The sequence below is a fragment of the Streptomyces sp. PL-29 genome (genome assembly GCF_058344425.1).
This window is the reverse complement of the sequence record NZ_CP136996.1, coordinates 4750333-4773976: the sequence shown is the minus strand read 5'-3', so window position 1 is coordinate 4773976 and position 23644 is coordinate 4750333. Positions and strand designations below refer to the sequence as shown.

Annotated in this window: 24 protein-coding genes and 1 pseudogene; 11 read left to right on the top strand and 14 right to left on the bottom strand. The window is 71.4% G+C overall.

Going from position 1 to position 23644, the window contains the following annotated elements:
* Positions 1-34: 34 nt before the first annotated feature.
* On the bottom strand, positions 35-430 hold the full coding sequence (sodN, locus tag R4Z63_RS22185; RefSeq protein WP_030036761.1) for a superoxide dismutase, Ni: 396 nt from the start codon (positions 428-430) through the stop codon (positions 35-37).
* Positions 431-601: 171 nt separating this feature from the next.
* On the opposite strand from sodN, the gene sodX reads away from it, so the two are divergent.
* A complete protein-coding gene (gene sodX, locus R4Z63_RS22180; protein ID WP_384445381.1) occupies positions 602-1024 on the top strand; it encodes a nickel-type superoxide dismutase maturation protease in 423 nt (140 codons plus the stop codon).
* Here sodX and R4Z63_RS22175 read toward each other — a convergent pair.
* Positions 928-1557: a CGNR zinc finger domain-containing protein gene (locus R4Z63_RS22175; RefSeq protein ID WP_037919750.1), complete on the bottom strand. Its 630-nt coding sequence runs from the start codon at positions 1555-1557 to the stop codon at positions 928-930. The genes sodX and R4Z63_RS22175 overlap by 97 nt on opposite strands.
* 209 nt (positions 1558-1766) lie before the next feature.
* Here R4Z63_RS22175 and R4Z63_RS22170 point away from each other — a divergent pair, with 209 nt between their 5' ends.
* Complete coding sequence (locus R4Z63_RS22170) at positions 1767-2456, top strand: class I SAM-dependent methyltransferase (protein WP_236647586.1); 690 nt, start codon at positions 1767-1769, stop codon at positions 2454-2456.
* A gap of 107 nt (positions 2457-2563) precedes the next feature.
* Here the strand turns inward: R4Z63_RS22170 and R4Z63_RS22165 are convergent, their stop codons facing one another.
* The 3 genes from R4Z63_RS22165 to R4Z63_RS22155 are packed head-to-tail and all read right to left on the bottom strand — an operon-like array spanning position 2564 to position 5271.
* The gene (locus R4Z63_RS22165; protein WP_037919746.1) at positions 2564-3328 is read right to left on the bottom strand and encodes an amino acid ABC transporter ATP-binding protein; all 765 of its coding nucleotides are present in this window, start codon (positions 3326-3328) and stop codon (positions 2564-2566) included.
* Positions 3328-4269 (bottom strand): amino acid ABC transporter permease, encoded by a 942-nt coding sequence (locus R4Z63_RS22160; protein WP_037919744.1) that lies wholly within the window; start codon positions 4267-4269, stop codon positions 3328-3330. The genes R4Z63_RS22165 and R4Z63_RS22160 overlap by 1 nt, the downstream gene beginning before the upstream one ends.
* A 39-nt stretch (positions 4270-4308) precedes the next feature.
* The gene (locus R4Z63_RS22155; RefSeq protein WP_037919742.1) at positions 4309-5271 is read right to left on the bottom strand and encodes an ABC transporter substrate-binding protein; all 963 of its coding nucleotides are present in this window, start codon (positions 5269-5271) and stop codon (positions 4309-4311) included.
* Between the two features lie 527 nt (positions 5272-5798).
* Here R4Z63_RS22155 and R4Z63_RS22150 point away from each other — a divergent pair.
* Together R4Z63_RS22150 and R4Z63_RS22145 are read left to right on the top strand one after the other, a co-directional pair.
* Positions 5799-7001, top strand: coding sequence for an NAD(P)-dependent malic enzyme (locus R4Z63_RS22150; protein ID WP_384452066.1), 1203 nt, complete (start codon positions 5799-5801; stop codon positions 6999-7001).
* Positions 7002-7231: 230 nt separating this feature from the next.
* Positions 7232-8194, top strand: a complete 963-nt coding sequence (locus R4Z63_RS22145; protein ID WP_384452063.1) for a zinc-binding dehydrogenase — start codon at positions 7232-7234, stop codon at positions 8192-8194.
* A gap of 223 nt (positions 8195-8417) precedes the next feature.
* Here the strand turns inward: R4Z63_RS22145 and R4Z63_RS22140 are convergent, their stop codons facing one another.
* The 3 genes from R4Z63_RS22140 to R4Z63_RS22130 all read right to left on the bottom strand — a co-directional run bounded on the left by R4Z63_RS22140 (position 8418) and on the right by R4Z63_RS22130 (position 11618).
* A complete protein-coding gene (locus R4Z63_RS22140) occupies positions 8418-9338 on the bottom strand; it encodes a PadR family transcriptional regulator (RefSeq protein WP_384452060.1) in 921 nt (306 codons plus the stop codon).
* 1 nt (position 9339) lies between these two features.
* The gene (locus tag R4Z63_RS22135) at positions 9340-10281 is read right to left on the bottom strand and encodes a DUF4097 family beta strand repeat-containing protein (protein ID WP_384452057.1); all 942 of its coding nucleotides are present in this window, start codon (positions 10279-10281) and stop codon (positions 9340-9342) included.
* Between the two features lie 401 nt (positions 10282-10682).
* Complete coding sequence (locus R4Z63_RS22130) at positions 10683-11618, bottom strand: LysR family transcriptional regulator (protein WP_037920029.1); 936 nt, start codon at positions 11616-11618, stop codon at positions 10683-10685.
* A 210-nt stretch (positions 11619-11828) separates the two neighbouring features.
* On the opposite strand from R4Z63_RS22130, the gene snpA reads away from it, so the two are divergent.
* A complete protein-coding gene (gene snpA / locus R4Z63_RS22125) occupies positions 11829-12497 on the top strand; it encodes a snapalysin (RefSeq protein WP_384452054.1) in 669 nt (222 codons plus the stop codon).
* Between the two features lie 236 nt (positions 12498-12733).
* Here snpA and R4Z63_RS22120 read toward each other — a convergent pair whose 3' ends face one another.
* The 4 genes from R4Z63_RS22120 to R4Z63_RS22105 all read right to left on the bottom strand — a co-directional run bounded on the left by R4Z63_RS22120 (position 12734) and on the right by R4Z63_RS22105 (position 16631).
* Complete coding sequence (locus R4Z63_RS22120; protein ID WP_384452051.1) at positions 12734-13318, bottom strand: dihydrofolate reductase family protein; 585 nt, start codon at positions 13316-13318, stop codon at positions 12734-12736.
* Positions 13319-13452: 134 nt separating this feature from the next.
* Positions 13453-14046, bottom strand: a complete 594-nt coding sequence (locus R4Z63_RS22115; RefSeq protein ID WP_384452048.1) for a GNAT family N-acetyltransferase — start codon at positions 14044-14046, stop codon at positions 13453-13455.
* A 126-nt stretch (positions 14047-14172) separates the two neighbouring features.
* The gene (locus R4Z63_RS22110) at positions 14173-15219 is read right to left on the bottom strand and encodes a family 2 encapsulin nanocompartment cargo protein polyprenyl transferase (RefSeq protein WP_384452045.1); all 1047 of its coding nucleotides are present in this window, start codon (positions 15217-15219) and stop codon (positions 14173-14175) included.
* Between the two features lie 5 nt (positions 15220-15224).
* A complete protein-coding gene (locus R4Z63_RS22105; protein ID WP_037919715.1) occupies positions 15225-16631 on the bottom strand; it encodes a family 2B encapsulin nanocompartment shell protein in 1407 nt (468 codons plus the stop codon).
* Positions 16632-16866: 235 nt separating this feature from the next.
* Between R4Z63_RS22105 and R4Z63_RS22100 the strand changes: the two genes are divergently transcribed.
* The 3 genes from R4Z63_RS22100 (at position 16867) to R4Z63_RS22090 (ending at position 19400) form a co-directional block, all read left to right on the top strand.
* Positions 16867-17322, top strand: a complete 456-nt coding sequence (locus tag R4Z63_RS22100; RefSeq protein WP_037919714.1) for an RrF2 family transcriptional regulator — start codon at positions 16867-16869, stop codon at positions 17320-17322.
* Between the two features lie 162 nt (positions 17323-17484).
* Complete coding sequence (locus R4Z63_RS22095; protein WP_384452040.1) at positions 17485-18681, top strand: globin domain-containing protein; 1197 nt, start codon at positions 17485-17487, stop codon at positions 18679-18681.
* 128 nt (positions 18682-18809) lie between these two features.
* Positions 18810-19400, top strand: coding sequence for an N-acetylmuramoyl-L-alanine amidase (locus tag R4Z63_RS22090; RefSeq protein WP_172671290.1), 591 nt, complete (start codon positions 18810-18812; stop codon positions 19398-19400).
* A 36-nt stretch (positions 19401-19436) separates the two neighbouring features.
* Here the strand turns inward: R4Z63_RS22090 and R4Z63_RS22085 are convergent.
* Positions 19437-19908: pseudogene (locus R4Z63_RS22085) on the bottom strand (NUDIX domain-containing protein).
* Positions 19909-20144: 236 nt separating this feature from the next.
* Here R4Z63_RS22085 and R4Z63_RS22080 point away from each other — a divergent pair.
* Entirely contained in the window at positions 20145-21053 is a 909-nt protein-coding gene (locus R4Z63_RS22080; RefSeq protein WP_384452034.1) for a 1-aminocyclopropane-1-carboxylate deaminase/D-cysteine desulfhydrase, read from the top strand.
* Between the two features lie 65 nt (positions 21054-21118).
* On the opposite strand, the gene R4Z63_RS22075 is transcribed toward R4Z63_RS22080, so the two are convergent.
* Positions 21119-22699 (bottom strand): Na+/H+ antiporter, encoded by a 1581-nt coding sequence (locus tag R4Z63_RS22075; RefSeq protein ID WP_037919694.1) that lies wholly within the window; start codon positions 22697-22699, stop codon positions 21119-21121.
* Positions 22700-22754: 55 nt separating this feature from the next.
* Between R4Z63_RS22075 and R4Z63_RS22070 the strand changes: the two genes are divergently transcribed.
* Both R4Z63_RS22070 and R4Z63_RS22065 read left to right on the top strand, forming a co-directional pair.
* The gene (locus tag R4Z63_RS22070; protein WP_030963467.1) at positions 22755-23015 is read left to right on the top strand and encodes a UBP-type zinc finger domain-containing protein; all 261 of its coding nucleotides are present in this window, start codon (positions 22755-22757) and stop codon (positions 23013-23015) included.
* 205 nt (positions 23016-23220) lie between these two features.
* Positions 23221-23634 (top strand): ATP-binding protein, encoded by a 414-nt coding sequence (locus R4Z63_RS22065; RefSeq protein WP_030963468.1) that lies wholly within the window; start codon positions 23221-23223, stop codon positions 23632-23634.
* Positions 23635-23644: the final 10 nt, after the last annotated feature.

Below are 23644 nucleotides of genomic sequence, written 5' to 3'. Positions count from 1 at the left end.
CGCGGACGGGCCCCTCTGCGCGTGGAAGGAAGGCTCAGGCGGCCTTGGTCTCCCAGAAGATGCGGTCGATCTCAGCGATGAGGTCGAGGGCCTTCTGGCCGGTCGCCGGGTCGTTGGACGCCTTCGCGGCCGAGAGGGCCTTCAGGGTGTCGTTGACCAGGGTGTGCAGCTGCGGGTACTTCTCGAAGTGCGGCGGCTTGAAGTAGTCGCTCCACAGCACCGAGACGTGGTGCTTGGCGAGCTCGGCGCGCTGCTCCTTGATGGTGATGGCGCGCGCGCGGAAGTCGGCGTCGTCGTTGGCCTGGTACTTCTCCTGCACGGCCTTGACGGACTCGGCCTCGATGCGGGCCTGGGCAGGGTCGTACACGCCGCACGGCAGGTCGCAGTGGGCGGAGACCTTCGCCTTGGGGGCGAAGAGGCGGGAAAGCATGGAGTTGTCCTCCTCGTGATCGTCTTCTCAAGGGGGGACATTACTCGCTGGAGAACCGGATTTCGCGGGCGCCCCCATGGGCTTAGGACAAAAGTCCAGGGGCGCGGCCGGACCGGTGAGCGAATGTACGGGGCCGTGCGGCAGCATGCGGGAGTGAGGAGGTGGACACGCATGGTGGAAAGCGCCAGCCCGCGCAAGCGGTTCGAGGTGGTGGAGGTGACGGGCCCGTCGATGGTGCCCACGCTGCTGGACGGGGACCGGCTCGTGGTCCGGTACGGGGCCGCCGTGCGGCCGGGTGACGTCGTGGTGCTGCGCCATCCGTTCCAGCAGGACCTGCTGGTGGTCAAGCGGGCGGTGGAGCGGCGGCCCGGCGGCTCCTGGTGGGTGCTGGGCGACAACCCGTACAACGAGACCGGCGACAGCACCGTCTACGGGCCGGTGCCGGGTGAACTGGTGCTGGCGACGGCGGTGCTGCGGTTCCGGCCGCGCGGGGAGGGTCAGCGCTCGCTGAGGGCCCGGTTGTCCTGGGCCGCCTCGTCGCTGCGCGTGCTGCGGGCCGACGCCTCGGCCTCCAGCCGTTTGCGGGCGCGGTAGGCGGCCACGTTCGCCCGGGTGGCGCACCGGTCGGAGCAGTAGCGCCGGGAGCGGTTGGTGGAGGTGTCGAGGTAGGCGTTGCGGCAGGGCGCGGCCTGGCATAGGCCGAGGCGGTCGGGACCGTGCACGGTGAGGTGGAAGGCCAGGCCGAAGGAGGCGATGGCGGCGTAGCCGGCGGAGGCGTTCGAGGGGTGGTCGGCGAGGTGGATGTGCCAGTCGGGCCGCCCGGTCTCGTCGAGGGTCTGGTGGTCGGAGACCTGGGGGCTCACGGGGAACTCCATCAGCAGCGAGTTCAGCAGGTCGACGGCGAGGACCTCGTCGCCGCCGTCGGCGGCTTCGAAGACGGCCCGCAGTCGGCCGCGCACGTTGCGGAACCGCGTGATGTCGGTGTCCGTGACGCGGCGGGCCATCTGCTGGCTGACACCGAACAGGGCGCGGACGGCGTCCACCGAGGTGAGCGTGTCCTTGTTGCGGGCCGGCTCCTCGGTGTTGACCAGGCGCACGGCGAAGTCCGAGTAATGGGCCAGTTCCACTTGTAGTCCTTACGGCTGCGGATTAGTGTCTCGTAACGGCTGAGATGTCATCGAGGGTATTACGTAGGGAGGGGTTCGGGGTGGCGGATACGACGGATACGGCGGATACGGCGGATACGACGAACGGGGCGGACACGGCCGACGCGGGGCGGGGCGGCGCCGGCTGGCAGGCCTGGCAGGACAGCTGGGACCGCCAGCAGGAGTGGTACATGCCCGACCGCGAGGAGCGGTTCCGGGTGATGCTGGACATGGTCGAGGCACTGGTGGGATCCACCCCCCGGGTGCTGGATCTCGCATGCGGTACGGGAAGTATCACGGACCGCGTCCTCAAGCGGTTCCCGGAAGCCACCAGTACGGGCGTCGATCTCGACCCCGCGCTGTTGACCATCGCCCGGGGCCACTTCTCCGGGGACCCGCGCGCGTCGTTCGTGACCGCCGACCTCAAGGACCCCGACTGGCGCTCGGCCCTCCCCCACCACGGCTACGACGTCATCCTCACGGCCACCGCCCTGCACTGGCTGCACAGCGAGGACCTGGCCGTGCTGTACGGGCAGCTCGCCCCCCTGCTGGTGCCCGGCGGGGCGTTCATGAACGCCGACCACATGCCCGACCCGGCCACCCCGCGCATCAACGCCGCCGAGCGCGCCCACCGGCACGCCGGCATGGACCGGGCCAAGGCGGCCGGTGCGCTGGACTGGCGCGAGTGGTGGGCGCTGGCCGCCGCCGACCCGGCGCTGGCCGAACCCACCGCCCGCCGTTTCGAGATCTACGGGGAGCACGCCGACGGCGACACCCCCTCCGCGGCCTGGCATGCCGAGACCCTGCGCGCCGCGGGCTTCGCGGAGGCCCGTACGGTCTGGCGCTCGCCCTCCGACGCGCTGGTCCTGGGCCTGAAGTAGGAACTCCGCGAGCGGGGCGGCGGCAGGCCCCCGACACGGCCGAGGGGTGGTACGGGATCCCGTACCACCCCTCGGCCGTGTCCGCGTGCGGCGGCCGGCGCCGCCGGCTACAGCACCTTGGAGAGGAATGCCTTCGTGCGCTCGTGCTGGGGGTTGCCCAGCACCTCGCGGGGGTGGCCCGACTCGACCACGACGCCGCCGTCCATGAAGACGAGGTTGTCGCCAACCTCGCGGGCGAAGCCCATCTCGTGGGTGACAACGATCATGGTCATGCCCGACTCGGCGAGGTCCCGCATCACGTCCAGGACGTCGCCGACCAGCTCCGGGTCGAGGGCCGAAGTGGGCTCGTCGAAGAGCATCAGCTTCGGCTCCATGGCGAGCGCACGGGCGATCGCCACGCGCTGCTGCTGGCCGCCGGAGAGCTGGGAGGGGTAGTTCCCGCCCTTCTCACCGAGGCCGACCCGGTCCAGGAGGCGGACCGCGCGCTCGCGGGCCACCGCCTTGGACTCGCCCTTCACCATGACCGGGGCTTCCATGACGTTCTCCACGGCCGTCATGTGCGGGAAGAGGTTGAAGCGCTGGAAGACCATGCCGATGTCCCGGCGCTGGGCCGCGACCTCGCTGTCCTTCAGCTCGTAGAGCTTGTCGCCCTTCTGGCGGTAGCCGACGAGGTCCCCGTCGACGTACAACCGTCCGGCGTTGATCTGCTCCAGGTGGTTGATGCACCGCAGGAAGGTCGACTTGCCGGAGCCGGACGGGCCGACCAGGCAGAAGACCTCACGCGGGGCGACCTCCAGGTCGATGCCCTTGAGGATGTGCGCGGCACCGTAGGACTTGTGGACGCCCTCGGCCTTCACCATGGCAGTCGTCATCAGGCCACCGCCTTGCGGTTCGAGAGGCTGGACACTTTCGCCTTGATCTTCTGCAGCGGCGTGGGCGGCAGCGAGCGGAGCGCACCACGGGCGTAGCGGCGCTCCAGGTAGTACTGGCCGACGCTGAACACACTGGTCAGCGCGAGGTACCAGATCGAGGCGACGAAGAACATCTCCATCACCGCGAAGGAGGTGGACGCGATGTCCTGGGCCGCGCGCAGCAGGTCGAAGTACTGCACCGCGACGACGAGCGACGACGTCTTGAGCATGTTGATGAACTCGTTGCCCGTCGGAGGCACGATCACCCGCATGGCCTGCGGCAGGACGACACGGCGCATGGTCTGCGTCCGGGTCATGCCCAGCGCGTGCGAGGCCTCGGTCTGGCCCTCGTCGACCGACTGGATGCCGGCCCGGACGATCTCCGCCATGTACGCGCCCTCGTTGAGGCCGAGACCCAGCAGGGCGGCCAGGAAGGGCGTCATGACCTGGGTCATCTCGTCCTTGTAGAACCCGAGGTTCAGGATCGGGAAGATCAGGGCGAGGTTGAACCAGATGAGGAGCTGGACGTACACCGGGGTGCCGCGGAAGAGCCAGATGTAGAACCAGGCGATGGTGCTGGTGACCGGGTTCTTCGAGAGGCGCATCACGGCGAACAGGACACCGAGCGCCAGACCCAGGGCCATGGCGGTGACGCTGATCCAGATCGTGTTGCCGACGCCTCGCAGGATCGAGGGGTCGAACAGCTTCTCCGGCACGGTCGCCCAGCGCACGTTGCCCTGGGAGAAGGCGACGATGAGCGCCACGACCAGACCGATGACGACCACGGCACTGATCCAGCGGCCGTAGTGGCGGACCGGGATGGCGCGGATCGCCTCGGGGGGGACGGAACCGGCCGGCGGGGTGTCCGCCGGACCCGGGTCCTTGTCGAGCTTGTCAGTCACAGTGACTGCCCTTCAGTGTGCTGCGGTGGTACGCGGAGGTCAGGAACCGGCGTTGATCTTGGCCTCGGTCACGGCACCGGAGCCGGCGTTCCACTTGTCCAGGGCGGCCTTGTAGGTGCCGTCCTTGATGATCGCGTCGAGGGCTTCCTTCAGCGCGTCGCGCAGCTCGGTGTTCTTCTTGTCCACCGCGATGCCGAAGAGGCCGGCGTCGGTCGGGTTGGCGATGGCCTCGAACTCGTTGCCGCCGCCCGCGGTCTGCGCGATGTACGCGGCGACCGGGGAGTCGTTCAGGTCGGCGGCGGCGCCACCGGCCTTCACGCGGGTCTGGGCCTCGGCGTCGGTCGGGAAGGACTCGATCTTGAGCTCGGCCTTGCCGTCCGTCTTGCACTTCTCGGCCTGGGTCTTCGCGGCGTCCTCGTAGGTGGTGCCGCGCTGCACGGCGACCGTCTTGCCGCACAGGTCGTCGAGGGTCTTGATGCCCTGCGGGTTGCCCTTCTTGACCAGGATGCCGGTCGAGGCGGAGAAGTAGTCGACGAAGTCGACGCCGGCACCGGTCTTGGCACCCTTGTCGTCCAGGCCCTCCTGGCGGGCCTTGGTGTCGGTCAGGGAGGACATGACCAGGTCGCTGCGGCCGGTCTGCATGCTGCCGATCAGCGTGTCGAAGGTGCCCGACTCGAACTTGAACTGCACGCCGAGCTGCTTGCTCATGGCCGCCGCGATGTCGGGGTCGACACCGACGATCTTGCCACCCTCGGTGAACTCCATCGGCGCGTAGGTCGCGTCGGTGCCGACCTTGATCACACCGGCGTCCTGGATCTTCTTCGGGAGCTTGGAGAAGAGCGGCGCGCTGCTGTTGTTCGCCGCACCCGAGGGGGTCGAGGACGCCTTGTCGGTCTGGTCGCCACAGCCGGTGAGGATCAGGGCGCCGGCAACCGCGATCGCGCCGACCGCGGCGATCCGGGACCGGGCAGCGGTCGTACGACGGGTGGTGCTTGCGGTCATGGCTTCGTTCCTCCGGCAGGGGTGGAAAAGCATCGAAAAACGGTCGGACACGCACCATCGAGTGTCGCGACCTTGTGTGATTACGGCATCTTGCCATTCGGACTGAGACATTCAGGCTGCCCGCCAGGTCAAAATCGCATAACGGGCGCCCCGGGCAGGCCAACAGGACTGCGGGCAAGGGGGTTCGGGGCCGCAGATACTGCCGTGACCAGGCCCTTTGGGCGCAGTTTCTACGGAGCGCCACGCCGCGCCGGACGTGAAGGTTTGGACTTTTCACCAAAAGGCGGGCGGTCGGTCTACGGTTGAGCCGGAATCGACTCGTCTGAGCGAGTGTTCTTCGGGTAGAACAGATCCTTACACCCCTCATCCGGGGCTCAGGGCGCGCGTGCGGCGCGCCCGCGCGTACGAACCTCCCCTTCGCGGAGACGGGCCAACCGTCGATGCGGAGTACGGACGCGGTGCCCGCCCACCCCTTAACCAGGAGTGGCCACCCTCAACGAACAAAAGGAATTAAGGGGTCACACGAAGTGGCAGCGGAGATCGTCAACCCTCGCAGCGACAGTGCGACGGACAACAACCCCGACGCGGTGTTCGCGCTGCACCGGGGCGGCAAGATGGCCATCCAGGCCACGGTCCCGGTGAACGACAAGGACGACCTGTCCCTGGCGTACACCCCGGGCGTGGCGAAGGTGTGCACCGCCATCGCCGAGCAGCCGGAGCTGGTGAACGAGTACACCTGGAAGTCCAATGTGGTCGCCGTCGTCACCGACGGTACGGCCGTGCTCGGCCTCGGCGACATCGGCCCGGAGGCCTCCCTCCCCGTGATGGAGGGCAAGGCCATCCTCTTCAAGCAGTTCGGTGGCGTGGACGCGGTCCCGATCGCGCTCGCCACGAAGGACACGGACGAGATCGTCGAGACGGTCATCCGTCTGGCGCCGTCCTTCGGCGGGGTCAACCTGGAGGACATCTCCGCCCCCCGCTGCTTCGAGATCGAGCGGCGCCTCCAGGAGGCGCTGGACATCCCGATCTTCCACGACGACCAGCACGGCACGGCCATCGTGACGCTGGCCGCGCTGCGCAACGCCGCGAAGCTCACGGGTCGCACCCTCGGCGACCTGCGCGCCGTGATCGCGGGCGCGGGCGCGGCGGGGATCGCCATCGCCAAGATCCTGGTGGACGCGGGGATCGGCGACGTCTGCGTCACCGACCGCAAGGGCGTCGTGTCCGCCGACCGCTCCGACCTGACGGACGTCAAGGCGGAGATTGCGGGACTGACCAACAAGACCGGCCGGACCGGCTCGCTGGAGCAGGCCCTGGCGGGCGCGGACGTGTTCATCGGCGTCTCCGGCGGCTCCGTCGCCGAGGAGGCGGTGGCCACGATGGCGAAGGACGCGTTCGTCTTCGCCATGGCCAACCCGAACCCGGAGGTCCACCCGGACGTCGCGCACAAGTACGCGGCGGTCGTGGCCACGGGTCGTTCGGACTTCCCGAACCAGATCAACAACGTGCTGGCGTTCCCCGGCATCTTCGCCGGCGCCTTCAAGGTGCGCGCCACCCGGATCACCGAGGGCATGAAGATCGCCGCCGCCGACGCCATCGCCGGTGTCGTCGGTGACGAGCTCGCCGCCGACTACGTGATCCCCTCCCCGTTCGACCCCCGCGTCGCCACGGCCGTCGCCGCGGCCGTCGCCGCCGCGGCCAAGGCCGACGGCGTGGCCCGTCTGGCCTGACCGGGGACCCGTGCGGTACGCGAAGAGGCCCGGCCGGATCACTCCGGCCGGGCCTCTTCGCGCGGGCGCGGCGCCCGCTCGGCGCGGTCCGGGCGGGCTCTGCCGGTCCCGCGCCGCCGCGACCGGCGCCCCGTCCATCGCCCCGAGGCCGGGCCCGGTGCGACGAAGGCCTCACCGGCATGGTCGCGGCAGGTCTGGAACCGCGCCCTACCGAGCGGTAGCGTCGCCGCATGTTCGCTGCCTATGCCGCCCGAATCGACCGTGACCAGCCGCTGAACGGCCTTGTGCTGGGCGACCGCCCCGCGCCGCAGGCCCGCCCCGGCTGGGTGACCGTGAACGTCAAAGCCGCCTCCCTCAACCACCACGACCTGTGGTCCCTGCGCGGGGTGGGCCTGGGCGAGGAGAGCCTCCCGATGATCCTCGGCTGCGACGCCGCCGGGATCGACCAGGACGGCAACGAGGTCGTCCTGCACTCCGTGATCGGCCAGAGCGGCCACGGGGTCGGCCCGGACGAGCCCCGCTCGATCCTGACCGAGCGCTACCAGGGCACCTTCGCCGAGCAGGTGACCGTCCCCGCCTGGAACGTCCTGCGCAAGCCCGCCGAGCTCTCCTTCGAGGAGGCCGCCTGCCTCCCGACGGCCTGGCTGACGGCGTACCGGATGCTCTTCACCAACGCGGGAGTCCGCCCCGGCGACTCCGTCCTGGTCCAGGGCGCCGGCGGCGGTGTCGCGACCGCCGCGATCGCCCTGGGCAAGGCGGCGGGCCTGCGGGTCTTCGCCACCAGCCGGGACGAGGCCAAGCGCAAGCGGGCCGTGGAGCTCGGTGCAGTGGATGCGTTCGAGCCGGGCGCGCGGCTGCCGCAGCGGGTGGACGCCGTGATCGAGACCGTGGGTGCGGCCACCTGGTCCCATTCGGTGAAGTCCCTGCGTCCCGGCGGCACCCTGGTGATCTCCGGCGCCACGAGCGGCGACCGGCCGGCGCACGCCGAGCTGACCCGGATCTTCTTCCTGGAGCTCAAGGTCGTCGGCTCCACCATGGGTTCAAAGGACGAGCTAGAGGACCTCCTCGCCTTCTGCGCCACGACGGGGCTGCGGCCGGTCATCGACGAGGTGCTGCCGCTGGACCGGGCGCGCGAGGGCTTCGAGAAGCTCGCTTCGGGCGACCTCTTCGGAAAGGTCGTCCTCAAGCCCTGACCGTCCGCGAGGCCTCCGCCCGGCCGCACGCCCATCTGGGGTGACGCACCTCTCGCGTCACCCCAGATGGACAGCCATGGCCGAAGCCACCGACAGGGCTCGAAGAAGGTCCTGGAGCAGTCCCTGCGCATCGCTCCGGGCCGCAAGGACACCGCATCGGGAACCTGCACCTGCTGCCGGCCCTGCTCTCCCGCCCCGCGCAGCCGGCCCGGCGGAGCCTGCGCTACGGCCGGGCGCCGAGGGCCGTCGCCAGTCGGGCGGCGGCGGCCGCGAGGTGGTCGCGGGCCTCGGCCACGCCGGCCGCGGTCACCCCGTGGTCCCGCGCGGCGTCGCGCACCTCGTCGCGGAAGCGGTCCAGCAGCCGGTCCAGGTCACGGGCGGGATCACCGGTCGGCGTCAGATCCGCAGCCCAGCCCGAAGCCCGACCCGCGTCCGCCGCCGCGTCAGCCGTAGCCGCAGCGTCGGGTCCGCCCGCCGCGCCCGGACCCTGGGCGCCGCCACCGAGCCAGGCGCCGGCCAGGCTGCCCAGGACGCCGCCGGACCTGGTGAACTGCTCCTGGAGCTGGCCCGCGATGCGCTGGACCTCCTCGCGGGCCCGGTCCTGGGCCTCCTTGGCCTGGCGGCGGGCCGCCTGCGCCTCCTCGCGGGCCCGGCGGCTCTCGTCCTTCGCCCGGCGGGCCTGCTCCTTCCACTCCTGCCTGGCCTTGCGCAGTTCCTCCTTGGCCGCCTTCCAGGAATCCTCCTCGCCCACCCGGGTTGCCGAGGCGGAGGCCGCCGCCCGCATCTCGCGCCGCAGATCGCCCGCCGCGCCGCGGACGTCGCTGCGGATCTCCGCGGCCAGCTCGGTGACCGAGTCGCGGATCTCCAGCTCCAGATCGGCCAGTTCACCGCTGCGGTCGGCCAGTTCGGCGCGCCCCGCCTCGGTGATGGAGTACACCTTGCGCCCGCCTTCGGTGGCGTACGTGACCAGGCCCTCCGCCTCCAGCTTGGACAGGCGCGGGTAGACCGTGCCCGCCGAGGGGGCGTAGAGGCCGTGAAAGCGCTCCTCCAGCAGGCGGATCACCTCGTAGCCGTGGCGCGGGGCCTCGTCCAGCAGTTTGAGGAGATAGAGGCGGAGGCGGCCGTGGGCGAAGACGGGCGGCATCTCAGAGCACCTTCTTGTCGAGCGCGAGCGGAGCGGGGGCCTCGGGGTCGGCCTGCGGGCGGCGCAGCAGGGCGATGGCGCCGGAGACCGTGGTGGCCCGCAGGGTGCCGGCGCCGGAGCCGAGCGTGCCGGTGATCCGCTTGGCACCGAGCTGGCCGGAGACCCGCAGGTCCTCGAAGGCGTTGGACACGCCGCCGGTGGCGGTGTTGGCCTCGACGCGGGCGTCGGCGGGGTGCGGGAGGCGGATCGCGACCTGGCCGGAGACGGAGTTCAGGGCGATGTCCACCGGGCGCTCGGCGGCCGGACCGGGGTCCAGGTCGATCAGCATGTCGCCGCTGACCGAGTCGGCGCGCACGCTCACGTCGGCGCCGTCGACGACGGTCAGCCCGCCCGACACCGAGTGGAAGCCGAGGGCGCCGGTGACGGACTGGGCCTCGACGCTGCCGGACACCGTGTGCGCCTTGACCCGGCCGGACAGTCCGACCAGCGTGGCGTCACCGGAGACGCCCTTCACGTCGGTCTCGCCGGAGATGCCGGAGACGAAGGCGGTCGCGTCGACCGTGGCGACGTGGACGCGGGTGGCGGCGGGCACGGTGAGGGTGACCGCGGCGCGGCGCTCCCACACCTTGCGGCCGGAGGAGGATCCGGACGACCAGGCCTTCCAGGGCTTGTCCTCGAACCACTGCTTGAGGCCCTGGGAGCCGTTCCAGGGGACGTCCTCGTAGGACACGGTGAGGACCCCGCCCTCCTGCACGACGTACAGGGGGGCTCCGTCGACCTCGGTGACCTCCAGGCGGGCCGGGCCCTCCTCGGCCGCGACCACGTTCACCGTGCCGCTCACGACGCGTACGCGGAGCTCGGCCACCGGCTCCTCGAAGGTGATCTTCTGCGGTTCGGCGAAGTGCCACGTCGACCGCGACGGCTGGGACGACTGCTCTGACATGGTGCTGATCCTCCTCGTGCGTTCACGGACCGGGCTCGACGCACGCAACATATCGCGTCTTCTTCAGAACACGATATATCGCGCTTGGGTGAAGTCAAGCGCCACTCCGCGTTCCGCCGTCCGGGGGGGCTGCACCCGGCATGCGGGCAGGCCGGCTCCGGGGACCCGGCCGACGGCTCGCCGCGGAGGGTCGCCCGGGATCCGGGGTACGGGCCGGCAGCCGACCGGCTTCCGGACCCCGGCCCGGGGTGCCCCCGGGCCGACCGGTCGCCGGGCATGCGCGCGGAATCGGGGGGCGGCCGATCAGGGCCCGCCGACCCGGACCGTCCGGCGCCGTGAACCGCGGGCCGGCCGCGTTCCGCGGGACGCCCCCCGGCGGGTCGCGAGGAGCCTCGCCGGGGTCAGGCAGCCTCCAGCAGCGGGCTCGCGTGGTGGTGCAGCCACGCCCGGTAAGGGGGCGTGCGCAGGGCGGCCTCGCGGTAGGCCGCGCGGAGGTCCTCGTAGACCTCGGCGTGCGCGCCCGGGCGGGTCGCCAGGAGCAGCCGCACGGCCAGGGGATCCCCGCACAGCGGCCGGATCGCCATGTCCTCGCGCGGCCCGGAGGTCGGCTGGCAGGGTGCGACCGCCTCGCCGGAGATGATCAGCGAGGTCGCCGTGTGGTAGTCGGTGTGCAGCACCGGCGGGTCGAGTCCGGCCCCGGCGAAGACCCTGCGCAGGCCGTCCCATTCGCCGTCGACCGACGGATCCACCGCCCAGCGGTCCGCGGCCAGGTCCCGTAAGGAGACGATCTCCTGCCGCGCGGCGGGGTGGTCCCTCGGCATCGAGACGAACTGCGGCTCGCGTTCCATCAGCACGCGCGTCTGGAGCCCGTCGGGCAGCCGCAGCGGGCTGCCCTCCACCTCGTGCACGAAGGCCACGTCCAGTTGCCCCGCGGCCACCATCCTGAGCAGCGCGTTCGCGGACACGTCCACCAGGAGGGAGGTCTCGGTGTCGGGCAGCCGCCGATGGAGGCGCCGCAGCCACCCGGGCAGGGCCCGGCTGGCCGTCGAGCCGATGCGCAGCCGGGGGCCGTGAGCCTGTGCGCGGGCCTCCGCCACCAGAGCGGCCATGTCGGCGAGAAGCGGTCGGGCCCTGCCGAGCACGGTGCGGCCGAACGGGGTGGGCCGGCATCCGGTCCGCTCGCGCAGGAACAGCTCGCCGTCCAGGGCTCGTTCGATGCGGCGCAGCTGTGTGGTCAACGAGGGCTGGCTCACGCCGAGTTGCCGGGCGGCCTTGTGCAGGCTGCCGGCGTCGGCGATGGCGCACAGCGCGCGCAGGTGCCTGACCTCAAGCTCCATGACCTGAGGGTAGGCCGGGCCCGTGGACCGCACCAGCCGCCGATAGCCCCCCGAATCCCGCCATTCTCATGCTAGTTGGGCTGACGAAATTCCCCCGATAGCCCGACGCTATCGGCCAGTGACATCATCCGCCGACCCGTTCCGCTCCCGCAGACTCCGGTACCGAACGACCCACCCCCCACCGCACCGGACGAGTAGGAGCTCCCCCACATGCGCCACTCCCGTAAGGCCCTGCTGGCGACCGCCGTCGGCATCGGTCTCGCCGCCACCCTCGGCGCCGTCCCCACCGCAGCCGCCGCACCCGCCGCCGTCGGCAACGCCGCCAGCTACGCGGCGTACGAGCGTTCACCGGAGAACGCGGCCGCCAACCGCGCCTTCTTCGAGGCCGTGCAGCGCTCGGTGGCCGAGCAGCGCGCCGCCAACCCCGGCGCCCTCGCCGTCACCGTCACGTACAACACCCGTTACGCGCCGAGTTTCCGTACCCAGATAGCCAGCTCCACCCGCATCTGGAACAGCTCGGTCACCAACGTGAAGCTGCAGGAGGTGTCCTCCGGCGGGAACTTCTCGTACTACGAGGGCAACGACTCGCGCGGCTCGTACGCGAGCACGGACGGGCACGGACGGGGCTACATCTTCCTCGACTACCGCCAGAACCAGCAGTACAACTCCACCCGGGTGACCTCGCACGAGACCGGCCACGTGCTGGGCCTGCCGGACCACTACTCGGGCCCGTGCAGCGAGCTGATGTCGGGCGGCGGCCCGGGCACCTCGTGCCAGAACGCCACCCCGAACTACGCCGAGCGGACGCGCGTCAACCAGCTCTGGGCCAACGGCTTCACCTCCGGCCTGGGCACGAAGGAGCTCGCCCCCACGGGCTGAGTCACCGCTCCCGACGCTCCACGGACTCCGTGCAGTCGGGGTTCCGACAGGGACCCCGACTCCACACCGGGACGAAGACCCCGAGTGACTTGCGCCGCCCGACCACCGTGTCGACGCGGCGCCCGCAGGCCGGGCACGTCTGCTGTTCGTGCCCGGCCCGCGGGGCCACCGTCTCGTGCGCGTGCTGTCCACCGGCCATACCTCCACGGTAGGCCGGTTTTCGCATCTCCGTCGGGTCAGCCCTTGCGGACGTAGGTGCTGACGATCTGGCCGCCGCCGAGGGCGGTGACCCCGGTGAGCTCCAGGGGCCGCACACCGAAGCCGGCGCGCGTCATCGGCATGCCGGTGCCCGCGAAGACCGGATAGGTCTTCACGACGAACTCGTCGATCTCGTCGATCAGCTGGGTGGCGAGGTCCGCGCCGCCGCAGAGCCAGATGCCGAGCCCGTCCCGGGCCTTGAGCTCACGGACGCGGGCCGCCACGTCACCGCTGATCAGCCGCACCTGAGGGTCGGGCGGGGTGGTGAGGGAGCGCGAGACGACGTACTGCTCGGGCAGGTGGCCGTAGGGGCTGCTCATACCGGCCTTGAGGCCGGGCTCGTAGGTGGCGCGCCCCATGAGGACCGCATCGAAGCGCTTGGGCGGGGTGTCGGCGATCCCGAGCTGCGCGCGCGCCTGGGCGGCGATGGTCTCCGGGTACTCGGCCTTGAGGTGCTCGATGAATGCGCCGTCGAGGTGGCTGTAGAAGAAGTCGCCGTCGCCGTCCGGGGCGCCGATGAACCCGTCGACGGTGGTGGCGATGAAGTACGTGAGCCTGCGCAAGCGATTCTCTTCCGTCCGACAGTGCCGCCACACCGGGGCACGTCAAGCAAAGTACTGCGGGCGAAGTGGTTACGCAAGCTCCCGCCGCCTTCGGATCCGCCACCACCTCCGGGTCCGCCACCGCCTCCGGGCCGTCAGCCCCTGGGCTTGCGCCACATCGGCCACATCAGCGGCCCGTCGGGCAGTCGCACCGCCTCGCCGGTGAACTCCCAGCCGAGTCGCTCGTAGAGACCCCTGCTCCGCTCACTGCTCGCCTCCAGGTACGCCGGCACGCCCTCGCGGTCACAGCGCTCCAGCACCGGCCTCATCAGCTCGGTGCCCAACCCCTCCCCCTGACGCCCCGGGGCGACCGCGATCATCAGCAGGTACTCGTGCTCCTCGGACGTCGGATGCACCGCGCCGGTCAGCCGCCCCACCAGCTCGCACCGCTCGTTGTCGGGGTCGGCTACGGCCCGCATCCGCGCCGGGACCTCGTCCTCGCCCTCCGGCTCACCCGCGGGGATCCGCAGCCACAGTGCCGCTGCCGAGCCGTCCACCGCATAGTCGATCCGACCCTCGTCCAGCGCGACGTCCACGAAGACGCCCAGGAACCTCCCGTGCACGGCGGCCCGGTGCTCCGGGTCCGGGAAGACCCAGCTGCTCACCGGGTCGGCGCGGAAGGCCTCGTCGAGCAGCCTCGCCACCGCGTCCCGGTCCGACCGATCCGCCTGACGTATCTCCAGCGCCACTGGCCACACCCTTCGCTCACGCGTCAACAACCGTCAGCGATACTAGAGTTGGCGCCGCCATGCGGTAAGGCCCGTTCCGGCACCGTGCGGTGCGGGAACGGGCCTCCCCCCGTCGTCCGCGGGCGATCACCTCGTACGGCGCGTCACGAATTCCGCCAGCGACAGCAGCCCGCCCGCCGCCCCGAGGTCCGGCACGGCCCGGGACAGCTGCTGGACCGCGCGCCCCATCCGGTCGGCGGCCTGGGCCTGGGCCCAGTCCCGCCCGCCGGCCCGTTCCACCGCGTCGGCCGCCCTGCGCACGTCGTCCCCGGTCATGGGACCCGCGTACAGGTCGGCGAGCTGCCGGCCCGCCGCGGTGCCCGAGGTGAGGGCGGCCACGACCGGCAGGGACTTCTTGCGGGCCACCAGGTCGGCCCCTGCGGACTTGCCGGTGTGCCCCGGGTCCCCCCAGATGCCGATCAGGTCGTCGATGAGCTGGAAGGCCAGGCCCGCCTCCCGGCCGAAGGCGTCCATGGCGTCGACCTCCTCCGCTCCGGCCCCCGCGTACAGCGCACCCAGCGCGCACGCGCAGCCCAGCAGCGCCCCGGTCTTGGCCGCCGCCATGGTCAGGCACTCGTCGAGCGAGACGTCCCGGCGCTGCTCGAAGGCGCAGTCGGCCTGCTGGCCGGCGCACAGCTCGATGAGGCAGGCCGAGAGTCGGGACGAGGCCGCCGCGGCGGCGGGGTGCGGATCGTCGGCGAGCAGCCGCTGGGCGAGCGCCATCATGGCGTCGCCCGTGATGATCGCGTCCGGCGTGCCGAAGACCGTCCAGGCGGTGGCCCGGCCGCGGCGGCGGACGTCCTTGTCGATGACGTCGTCGTGCAGCAGCGTGAAGTTGTGCGCCAGCTCCACCGCCACCGCGGCCCGCACGGCGTGGTCGACCGGTCCGGCGCCGCCCAACCCCTGCAGGGCCTGGGCCGCGGCGAGCACCAGGGCCGGGCGGATCGCCTTGCCGGGACTGCCCTCGGCCGGGGTTCCGTCCGCCTGCTCCCAGCCGAAGTGGTACATGGCCACGCGCCGCATCCCGCCGGGCAGGCTCTCGACGCTGCGGCGCAGTTCCGGGTCGACTGCCTCCCTCGTCCGCTCCAGCAGGGCCGCGGCCTCCTGACCCTCGCCGGTCACGATCGCGCTCATCCCGCTCAGCGCCAGCGGCCGATCTCGACGTTCTCCAGCACGCCGAGCGCGTCCGGCACCAGCACCGCGGCGGAGAAGTACGCGGTGACCAGGTACGAGATGATCGCCTGCTCGCTGATGCCCATGAAGCGGACCGACAGGCTCGGCTCGATCTCGTCCGGGAGGCCCGGCTGGTGCAGGCCGATCACGCCCTGCTCCTCCTCGCCGGTGCGCATGCACAGGATGGAGGTGGTGCGGGCGTCGCTGATCGGGATCTTGTTGCTCGGGAAGATGGGCACACCGCGCCAGGTGGTCACCCGGGTGCCGTCGACGTCCACCGTCTCCGGGTAGATCCCGCGCTTGTTGCACTCGCGGCCGAAGGCGGCGATGGCCTTGGGGTGCGCGAGGAAGAGCTTGGAGCCGCGCCGCATGCTGAGCAGCTGGTCCATGTCGTCGGGGCTGGGGCCGCCGTCGTGCGGCTGGATGCGCTGGTCGTAGTCGGCGTTGTGGAGCAGGCCGAAGTCGCGGTTGTTGAGCATCTCGTGCTCCTGGCGCTCGCGCAGCGCCTCGACCGTCAGCCGCAACTGCTGCTCGGTCTGGTTCATCGGGTGGTTGTAGAGGTCGGCGACGCGCGAGTGCACGCGCAGGACGGTCTGCGCGATGGAGAGTTCGTACTCGCGCGGGCGGGCCTCGTAGTCCACGAAGGTACCGGGGAGGACGGCCTCGCCCTGGTGGCCGGCCGAGAGGTCGATCTCCGCCTCGCCGTACTTGTTGGTGCGCTGGGCGGGCGCCGAGCGCACGCGGTCCAGGTGCTCGCGCAGCGAGGGGACCCGGTCGGCCAGCAGTTGGAAGTCCTGCCGGGACAGGGCGAGGGCGGTGCCGGGGGTGGCGGCGCGGGCGGTGTACTCCCAAATCGATTCTTCATCGACGAGGGAGTCCTCGCCGAAGTAGGCGCCGTCGGCGACGGTCCGCAGGACGGCGTCGTCCCCGTAGGGGCCCGGACCGATCTGGTCGATGCGGCCGTGCGCGAGGAGGAAGACCTCGTCGGACGGGCTGCCGAAGGAAGTCAGCTCCTGACCGACCTCGAAGTCGATCTGTCGGCACCGCTGGGCGAGTTCACCCAGCACATCGAGGTCCTCGTAGTCGCGCAGCAGCGGGAGTTCGCCGAGCTCGGCCGGGATCACCTGGACCTGGGTCCCGGTCTTGACGAACTCCACGACGCCGTTGCCGACCGAGTAGCTCAGCCGCCGGTTCACCCGGTAGGTGCCGCCCTGCACCGACACCCACGGCAGCGCCTTCAGCAGCCACCGCGAAGTGATCTCCTGCATCTGCGGCGCGGACTTGGTCGTGGTTGCCAAGTTCCGCGCGGCCGCCGTCCCCAGACTGCGCTGCGGTGTCTGGGCTTCGGACTCGGAACCTGCCTGGACCGACATGTCTTTCCCTTTCGATCACTCCATGGGTCTGCAGGGGCAGCCTTTCAGCACGCAACGTGGTGGGACCATTACACAAAAGGGTGGGACTACTCGACCGGGAGGCGGGGCACTGTCTCGGATCGAACTCCCCGCCCTCGCATCGCGGGAGGCCTTCGCGGCCCATCGGTTTCGGCCAAGACGGGACTCCTCCGCACTTTAATTTGTATCTGGGATGCGAATTTTCTACGGTGACCCCATGCGGCTGACCCGATTCACCGACCTGGCGCTGCGCACCCTGATGCGCCTGGCCGTCGAGGAGACGGACCTCCCGACCACCCGCGACGTGGCGGCGACGATGGAGGTCCCCTACACCCATACCGCCAAGGTGGTCGCCAGGCTGCAACACCTCGGCCTGGTCGAGGCGCGGCGCGGCCGCGGCGGGGGGCTCGCCCTGACCGGCGCCGGACGGGCCGCCTCGGTGGGCGCGGTGGTGCGTGAGCTGGAGGGCGCCGGCGATGTCGTCGACTGCGACGGCACCACCCCCTGCCCGCTGCGCGGCGCCTGCGTGCTGCGCGGCGCGCTGCGCCGGGCACAGGAGGCGTTCTTCGCCGAACTGGACCCCCTGACGGTGAACGACCTGGTGGCAGCCCCGACCGGTCCGCTCCTCCTGGGCATCGCGAGCAGGGCACCCTCGGGGGCCGAAGGGCCCTGACCGTCGGGGCCGGTTGGCCGGTTACCGCCGCCCTCCGGACGCCATAGCCTCACCCCGACGGGAGTTCGAACAGAAGTCCGCACCGGCGCGGGCCTCTGCGATCAAAAATACGCATCTAAGATGCCAATTAATGAACCAGTTCCACCACGCAAGGAGTTCCCCATGCTGTCCGCGAAGTCGACCGCGACCGTCCGAGCCACCCTGCCCGCCGTCGGAGCGGCCATCGGCGACATAACGGAGCTCTTCTACGCGAAGCTCTTCACGGCCCACCCGGAGCTGCTCCGCGACCTCTTCAACCGGGGCAACCAGAACGCGGGCCTCCAGAAGCAGGCACTCGCCGGCTCCATCGCCGCCTTCGCCACCCACCTCGTCGAGCACCCGGACACCCGGCCCGACGTGATGCTCACCCGCATCGCACACAAGCACGCCAGCCTCGGCGTCACCCGAGAGCAGTACGCGGTCGTCCACCAGCACCTCTTCGAGGCGATCGCCGAGACCCTCGGCGAGGCCGTCACGCCCGAGGTCGCCCAGGCCTGGGACGAGGTCTACTGGCTGATGGCGAACGCCCTCGTGGCCATCGAGAACCGCCTCTACGCCGGGCACCGGATCGCCGCCGGCGACGTGTGGCGGGAGTGGACCGTCACCGGCCGCACCGAGGAGACGGCCGACTGCGCCACCTTCCGGATCACCCCCGCCGACGACGCCCCCGCACCCGCGCACCTGCCCGGCCAGTACGTCTCCGTCCAGGTCGAACTCCCCGACGGAGCCCGTCAGATCCGCCAGTACAGCCTCTCCGGCGCGCCCGGCTCCGACGTCCGCACCATCACCGTCAAGCGGGTCCACGGCCCGGCCGCCGGGGGCCCCGACGGCGAGGTCTCCAACCACCTGCACACCCACGTCCGCACCGGCCACGCGCTGCGGGTCTCCGCGCCGTTCGGCGACCTGGTGCTGACGGACCGTGCGAACCCGATCCTGCTCGCCTCGGCGGGCATCGGCTGCACACCGATGCTCGCGATGCTGGAGCACCTGGCCGAGACCGGGCACACCGCACCGGTGACGGTGCTGCACGCCGACCGCTCCCCCGCGGACCACCCGCTGCGGGCCGACCACCGGGCCCTGACCCACAAGCTGGCCGACGCCTCGGCCCGCTTCTGGTACGAGGAGGCGGCGGAGCCCGGCGACGGCGAGGGCCTCATGAACCTCTCGGACCTGCACGTCGCCCCGGGCACCAGCGCCTACCTGTGCGGGCCGCTCCCGTTCATGCGGTCGGTCCGCGAGCAGCTGATCGCCAAGGGCGTGTCGGCCGCCGACATCCACTACGAGGTGTTCGGCCCGGACCTGTGGCTCGCCTCCGCGTGACGACTGTCCGGATTCGCTCGCTCACCGTACGAGAACAGTAGCCGCGGAAGGGCCGCCTCCACTAAACCGGAGCGTGACGATTCGGACACACGGGGTGTCCGTCGCGCACCGCACGAAGGGAGGCGGCCATGGCCGCACCCATGTCCGCGGACCGGTTCATCAACGCACTGAGGAACGAAGGCCTGACCGTCGTCGAGGTCGGCGCCTGGCGCACGCACAACCGCAACCACAAGGGGCCCTGGGGCCCGCTGCACGGGGTGATGATCCACCACACCGTCACCCGCGGCACCGCGTACTCCGTCCAACTCTGCCGCAACGGCTACAGCGCCCTCCCGGGGCCGCTCTGCCACGGCGTGATCGGCAAGGACGGCCGTGTCCACCTGGTCGGCTACGGCCGCGCCAACCACGCCGGCCTGGGCGACCCCGACGTCCTGGCCGCGGTGATCGCCGAACGGCGGCTCCCCCCGGACAACGAGGCCACCACCGACGGCAACCGCCACTTCTACGGCTTCGAGTGCGTGAACCTCGGAGACGGCGAGGACCCCTGGCCCCCGGCCCAGATCGACGCCATCGCCCGCGCGGCGGCGGCCGTGTGCCGGGTCCACCGCTGGACGGCCCGCTCGGTCATCGGCCACCGCGAATGGCAACCGGGCAAGGTGGACCCCCGCGGCTTCACGATGAACTCCCTCCGGGACCGCATCGCCGAACGCCTGAAGTAGCCGCCCGCGGCGAAGTGGCGGCCCGCCGCCACTTCGTCACCCGAGGTAGGGCGCGGCCCGGTGCTCCAGGAAGTGGCGCAGGCGCAGGCGCTGGGTGTGGTGCATGGGCAGCGATTCCAGCCCGGCCGGCTCCACGAAGTGGAGTTCCGTGCTCTCGTCCGAGATCGCCAGCGTGCCCCCGACCATGCGGGCCGTGAAGCAGACGTTGAACTGGCGGCGGACCTCCCCGTCGCCGTACTCGATGATGTGCTTCGGGTCCGTGTAGGTGCCGACCAGTCCCGTGATCTCCACGTCGAGCCCCGTCTCCTCCTTGACCTCGCGGACGGCCGATCCCGGGGAGGGATTCCGAGAGGTCCATCCCGCCGCCGGGGAGGGCCCACAGACCGTTGTCGCGGCGCCGTTGCAGCAGGATGCGACCCCCGTCGTCCGTGACGACGGCGGAGGCTGCCACGACCATGCTGTTGGGCGCGGGAGCGTGGGGATCGTCGTAGTACTCGGTCCGGGCCATCAGGTCACTCCTCCACGGGACGGGCTGTCTCCCACGCCGCATTGAAGCTGTCGACGTAGGTGTCGAACACCGATCACGCCCGGTCAGCCGCGACGCGTAGACCCCGGCCCGCTGGGCGAACCAGAGCAAGGCAGTCCAGCGCGCCGGCTTCGGCCCTGCCCACACGACCCGAACCCTCTGGGCGGGGCTCTGACGTGCGACGGCGAGGACGGGGGCGAGCGCCCCACAATGGACGGGTGAACCGCCCCGCGAACCTTGACGTGCTCTTGCAGCCCCGCCCGCCGTCCCCGTTGCAGGAGATCCGTGACGAACGGTTCGAGCGGCACGGGGTGCGGCTGCTGCTCAAGCGGGACGACCTGGTGCATCCCGAACTGCCGGGCAACAAGTGGCGCAAGCTCGCGCCCAACCTGCGCGCCGCCCTGGAGGCGGGGCACGACCGGCTCGTCACCTTCGGCGGGGCGTACTCCAACCACCTGCGGGCCACCGCTGCCGCCGGGCGGCTGACGGGCCTCGGGACGGTCGGCATCGTGCGCGGGGACGAGCTGGCCGGACGGCCCCTGAACGCATCCCTCGCCCGGTGCGCGGCGGATGGCATGCGCCTGCACTTCGTCTCCCGTTCGCGCTACCGCACCAAGGCCGACCCGCAGGCACGGGCCCTGCTGCTGGACGAGGCGGGCGCGAGCGGGGCGTACGTCGTCCCGGAAGGCGGCAGCAACGCCCTCGCCCTCTCCGGCTGCGCGGAGCTGGGCCGCGAGCTCCACGGCGTGACCGACGTGGTGGCGGTGGCCTGCGGCACCGGCGGCACCCTGGCGGGGCTGGCCGCGGGGCTGGCCCCGGGGCAGCGGGCGCTGGGCGTTCCCGTCCTGGCGGGCGGCTTCCTGTCGGGGGAGATACGTTCCCTCCAGACGGAGGCGTACGGCGGCCCGGTCGGCGACTGGTCCTTGGCGGAGGACTTCCACCACGGCGGCTACGCCCGCGTCCCGGCCGCCCTGGAGTCCTTCGCCGCCGACTTCGGCTCCCGCCAGGGCTTCCCGGTGGAACGCATCTACGTGGCCAAACTCCTGTGGGCCGTGACCGCCCTGACCGAGGCGGGCGCCTTCCCGCCCGGTACGTCGGTCACCGCCGTCATCACGGGCCGGCCGTAGCCCAGGCCCCCCAGGGGCCGGCACCACCGCCGCCCGCCCCGCCGAGCTCCCCGCAGGGGCAGGGGCTACGTCGACTCGCGGTACGCCGCCGCCTCCTCCAGGTCCAGCCTGCGCAGCAGCACCCGCAGCATCTCGTCGTCGATCCGCCGGTCGTCCCGCAGTGCGACGAAGACCTCCCGCTCGGCCTCGATCATCTCCCCCGCGAGCCGGCGGTAGATGTCGTCCGCGGACTCCCCCGTCAGCGGATTGACCTCCCCCAGCCGTTCCCACACGGCGTTGCGCCGCCTCTCCAGCACCGTCCGCAGCCGGTCCGCCAGCGGCGGCGGCAGCGTGGAGTTCTCCGGCTCCTCCAGCAACTCCGCCAGCCGCTCCTCCGCCGCCCGCGAGGCCTGGCTCTGCGCCTGCGCCTCCGCCAGCGTCTCGGCCTGCACGTCCCTCGGCGGCAGCTTCAGCACCCTGATCAGCGGCGGCAGCGTCAGCCCCTGCACCACCAGCGTGCCGATGACCGTGGTAAAGGTCAGGAAGAGGATCAGGTTCCGGTTCTGCACCGAGATCGGCACGGAGAAGGCGATGGCCAGCGAGACCACGCCCCGCATCCCGGCCCAGCCCACGATGACCGGGGACTTCCAGTCGGTGTCCGGCTCCCGGTCCCGGATCCGCTGCGACAACGCACGCGGCACGAAGGTCGCCGGGAACACCCATACGAAGCGGGCCACCACCACCACGAGGAAGACGGCGATCGCGTACCAGGCCGCCTCCATGCCCCGGTACTCGCCCAGCCCCGTGAGGACCACCGCCAACTGCAGGCCGATCAGCGCGAAGACGACCGACTCCAGGATGAAGGCGACCATCTTCCACACCGCCTCCTCCTGGAGCCGGGTGGCGAAGTCGACCTGCCAGTTGCGGTGCCCGAGGTACAGGGCGACCACCACCACGGCCAGCACTCCGGAGGCGTGCACCCGCTCGGCCGCCGCGTACGCCACGAAGGGGATCAGCAGCGAGAGGGTGTTCTGGAGCAGGGGCTCCTTCATCCGTTTGCGCAGCTGGTGGATCGGCACCATGAGCAGCAGGCCGACACCGATCCCGCCCACCGAGGCCACCAGGAACTCCGCGATGCCGCCCGCCCAGCCCGCGCTCATCCCGACCGCCGCCGCCAGCGCCACCTTGTAGACGGTGATCGCGGTGGCGTCGTTGACGAGGGACTCACCCTGAAGGATGGTCGTCAGCCGGTTCGGCAGCCCCAGCCTGCGGGCGATCGCGGTGGCGGCGACCGCGTCGGGCGGCGCGACCACCGCGCCCAGCACCAGCGCCACCGGCAGGGACAGCCCGGGCACCACCAGGTACGCGGCGTACCCGACGACGAGCGTCGCGAAGAGCACGTAGCCGACCGACAGCATCGCGATCGGCCTGATGTTGGCGCGCAGGTCCAGGTACGAGCTGTCCACCGCGGCCGTGTACAGCAGCGGCGGGAGCAGCAGTGGCAGGACGATGTGCGGGTCGAGCGTGTAGTCCGGCACGCCCGGGACGTACGAGGCGGCCAACCCGGCGGCGACCAGCAGGAGCGGCGCGGGCACCGGCGTGCGCCGGGCGAGTCCCGCCACGGCCGCACTGCCCGCGACGAGGGCCACCAGCTGCAATACCTCCATCGAAGATCAATCCTCCGTCGTCGCGCGCCCGCACCCTGGCCGTACGCTGGCCATCATGAGCGAGTGCACCCACGTTGCCGAACTGCCGCGCCCCGAGCCGGTCCCGTCTGCACAGACCTGTGCCGAATGTCTGGCCGTCGGCAGCCACCCGGTGCAGCTGCGGATGTGCCTGGGGTGCGGCCACGTGGCGTGCTGCGATTCCTCGCCGTTCCGGCACGCGACGGCGCACCACGGCGAGACCGGCCATCCCGTCATGCGGAGCTTCGAGCCGGGCGAGACCTGGCGGTGGTGCTTCGTGGACGGTTCGATCGTCTGAGGCGGGGTAGTTCAACCCTCCGCCGGTTCCCCCGATTTGCCCCCCGCAGACCTCTAGCCACTGTGTGTGCCCATGGGCTTACCATCGGTCACTGACTGCAGGGCGGGAGCCTCACGGCGGGCGTGACGAGGGGTGCCGCGACACGATCGCCCGGATCGCGGTAGCGTCACCGGCGAAAAGAGCTCGTACCACCTTGGAGGTGAGGGTGTCCCAGATCGCAGGCGAGCCCGGGACTCAGGACTTCGTGGAAGTCCGGCTGCCCGCTGCGGGTGCCTACCTGTCGGTGCTGCGGACGGCCACGGCCGGTCTCGCAGCACGTTTGGACTTCACCCTCGACGAGATCGAGGACCTCCGCATCGCGGTGGACGAAGCCTGCGCGATCCTGCTCCAGCAGGCCGTGCCGGGCTCCGTCCTCAGTTGCGTCTTCCGGCTGATCGACGATTCGCTGGAGGTGACGGTCTCGGCGCCGACCACGGACGGACGCGCGCCGGAGCGCGACACGTTCGCCTGGACGGTCCTGTCGGCACTGGCCGGCAAGGTCGAGGCCACGGTCGAGGAGAACCAGACGGTGAGCATCAGCCTGTACAAACAACGCGGCGCGGGGCCAGGCCCGGCGTGAGCAGCGGGGA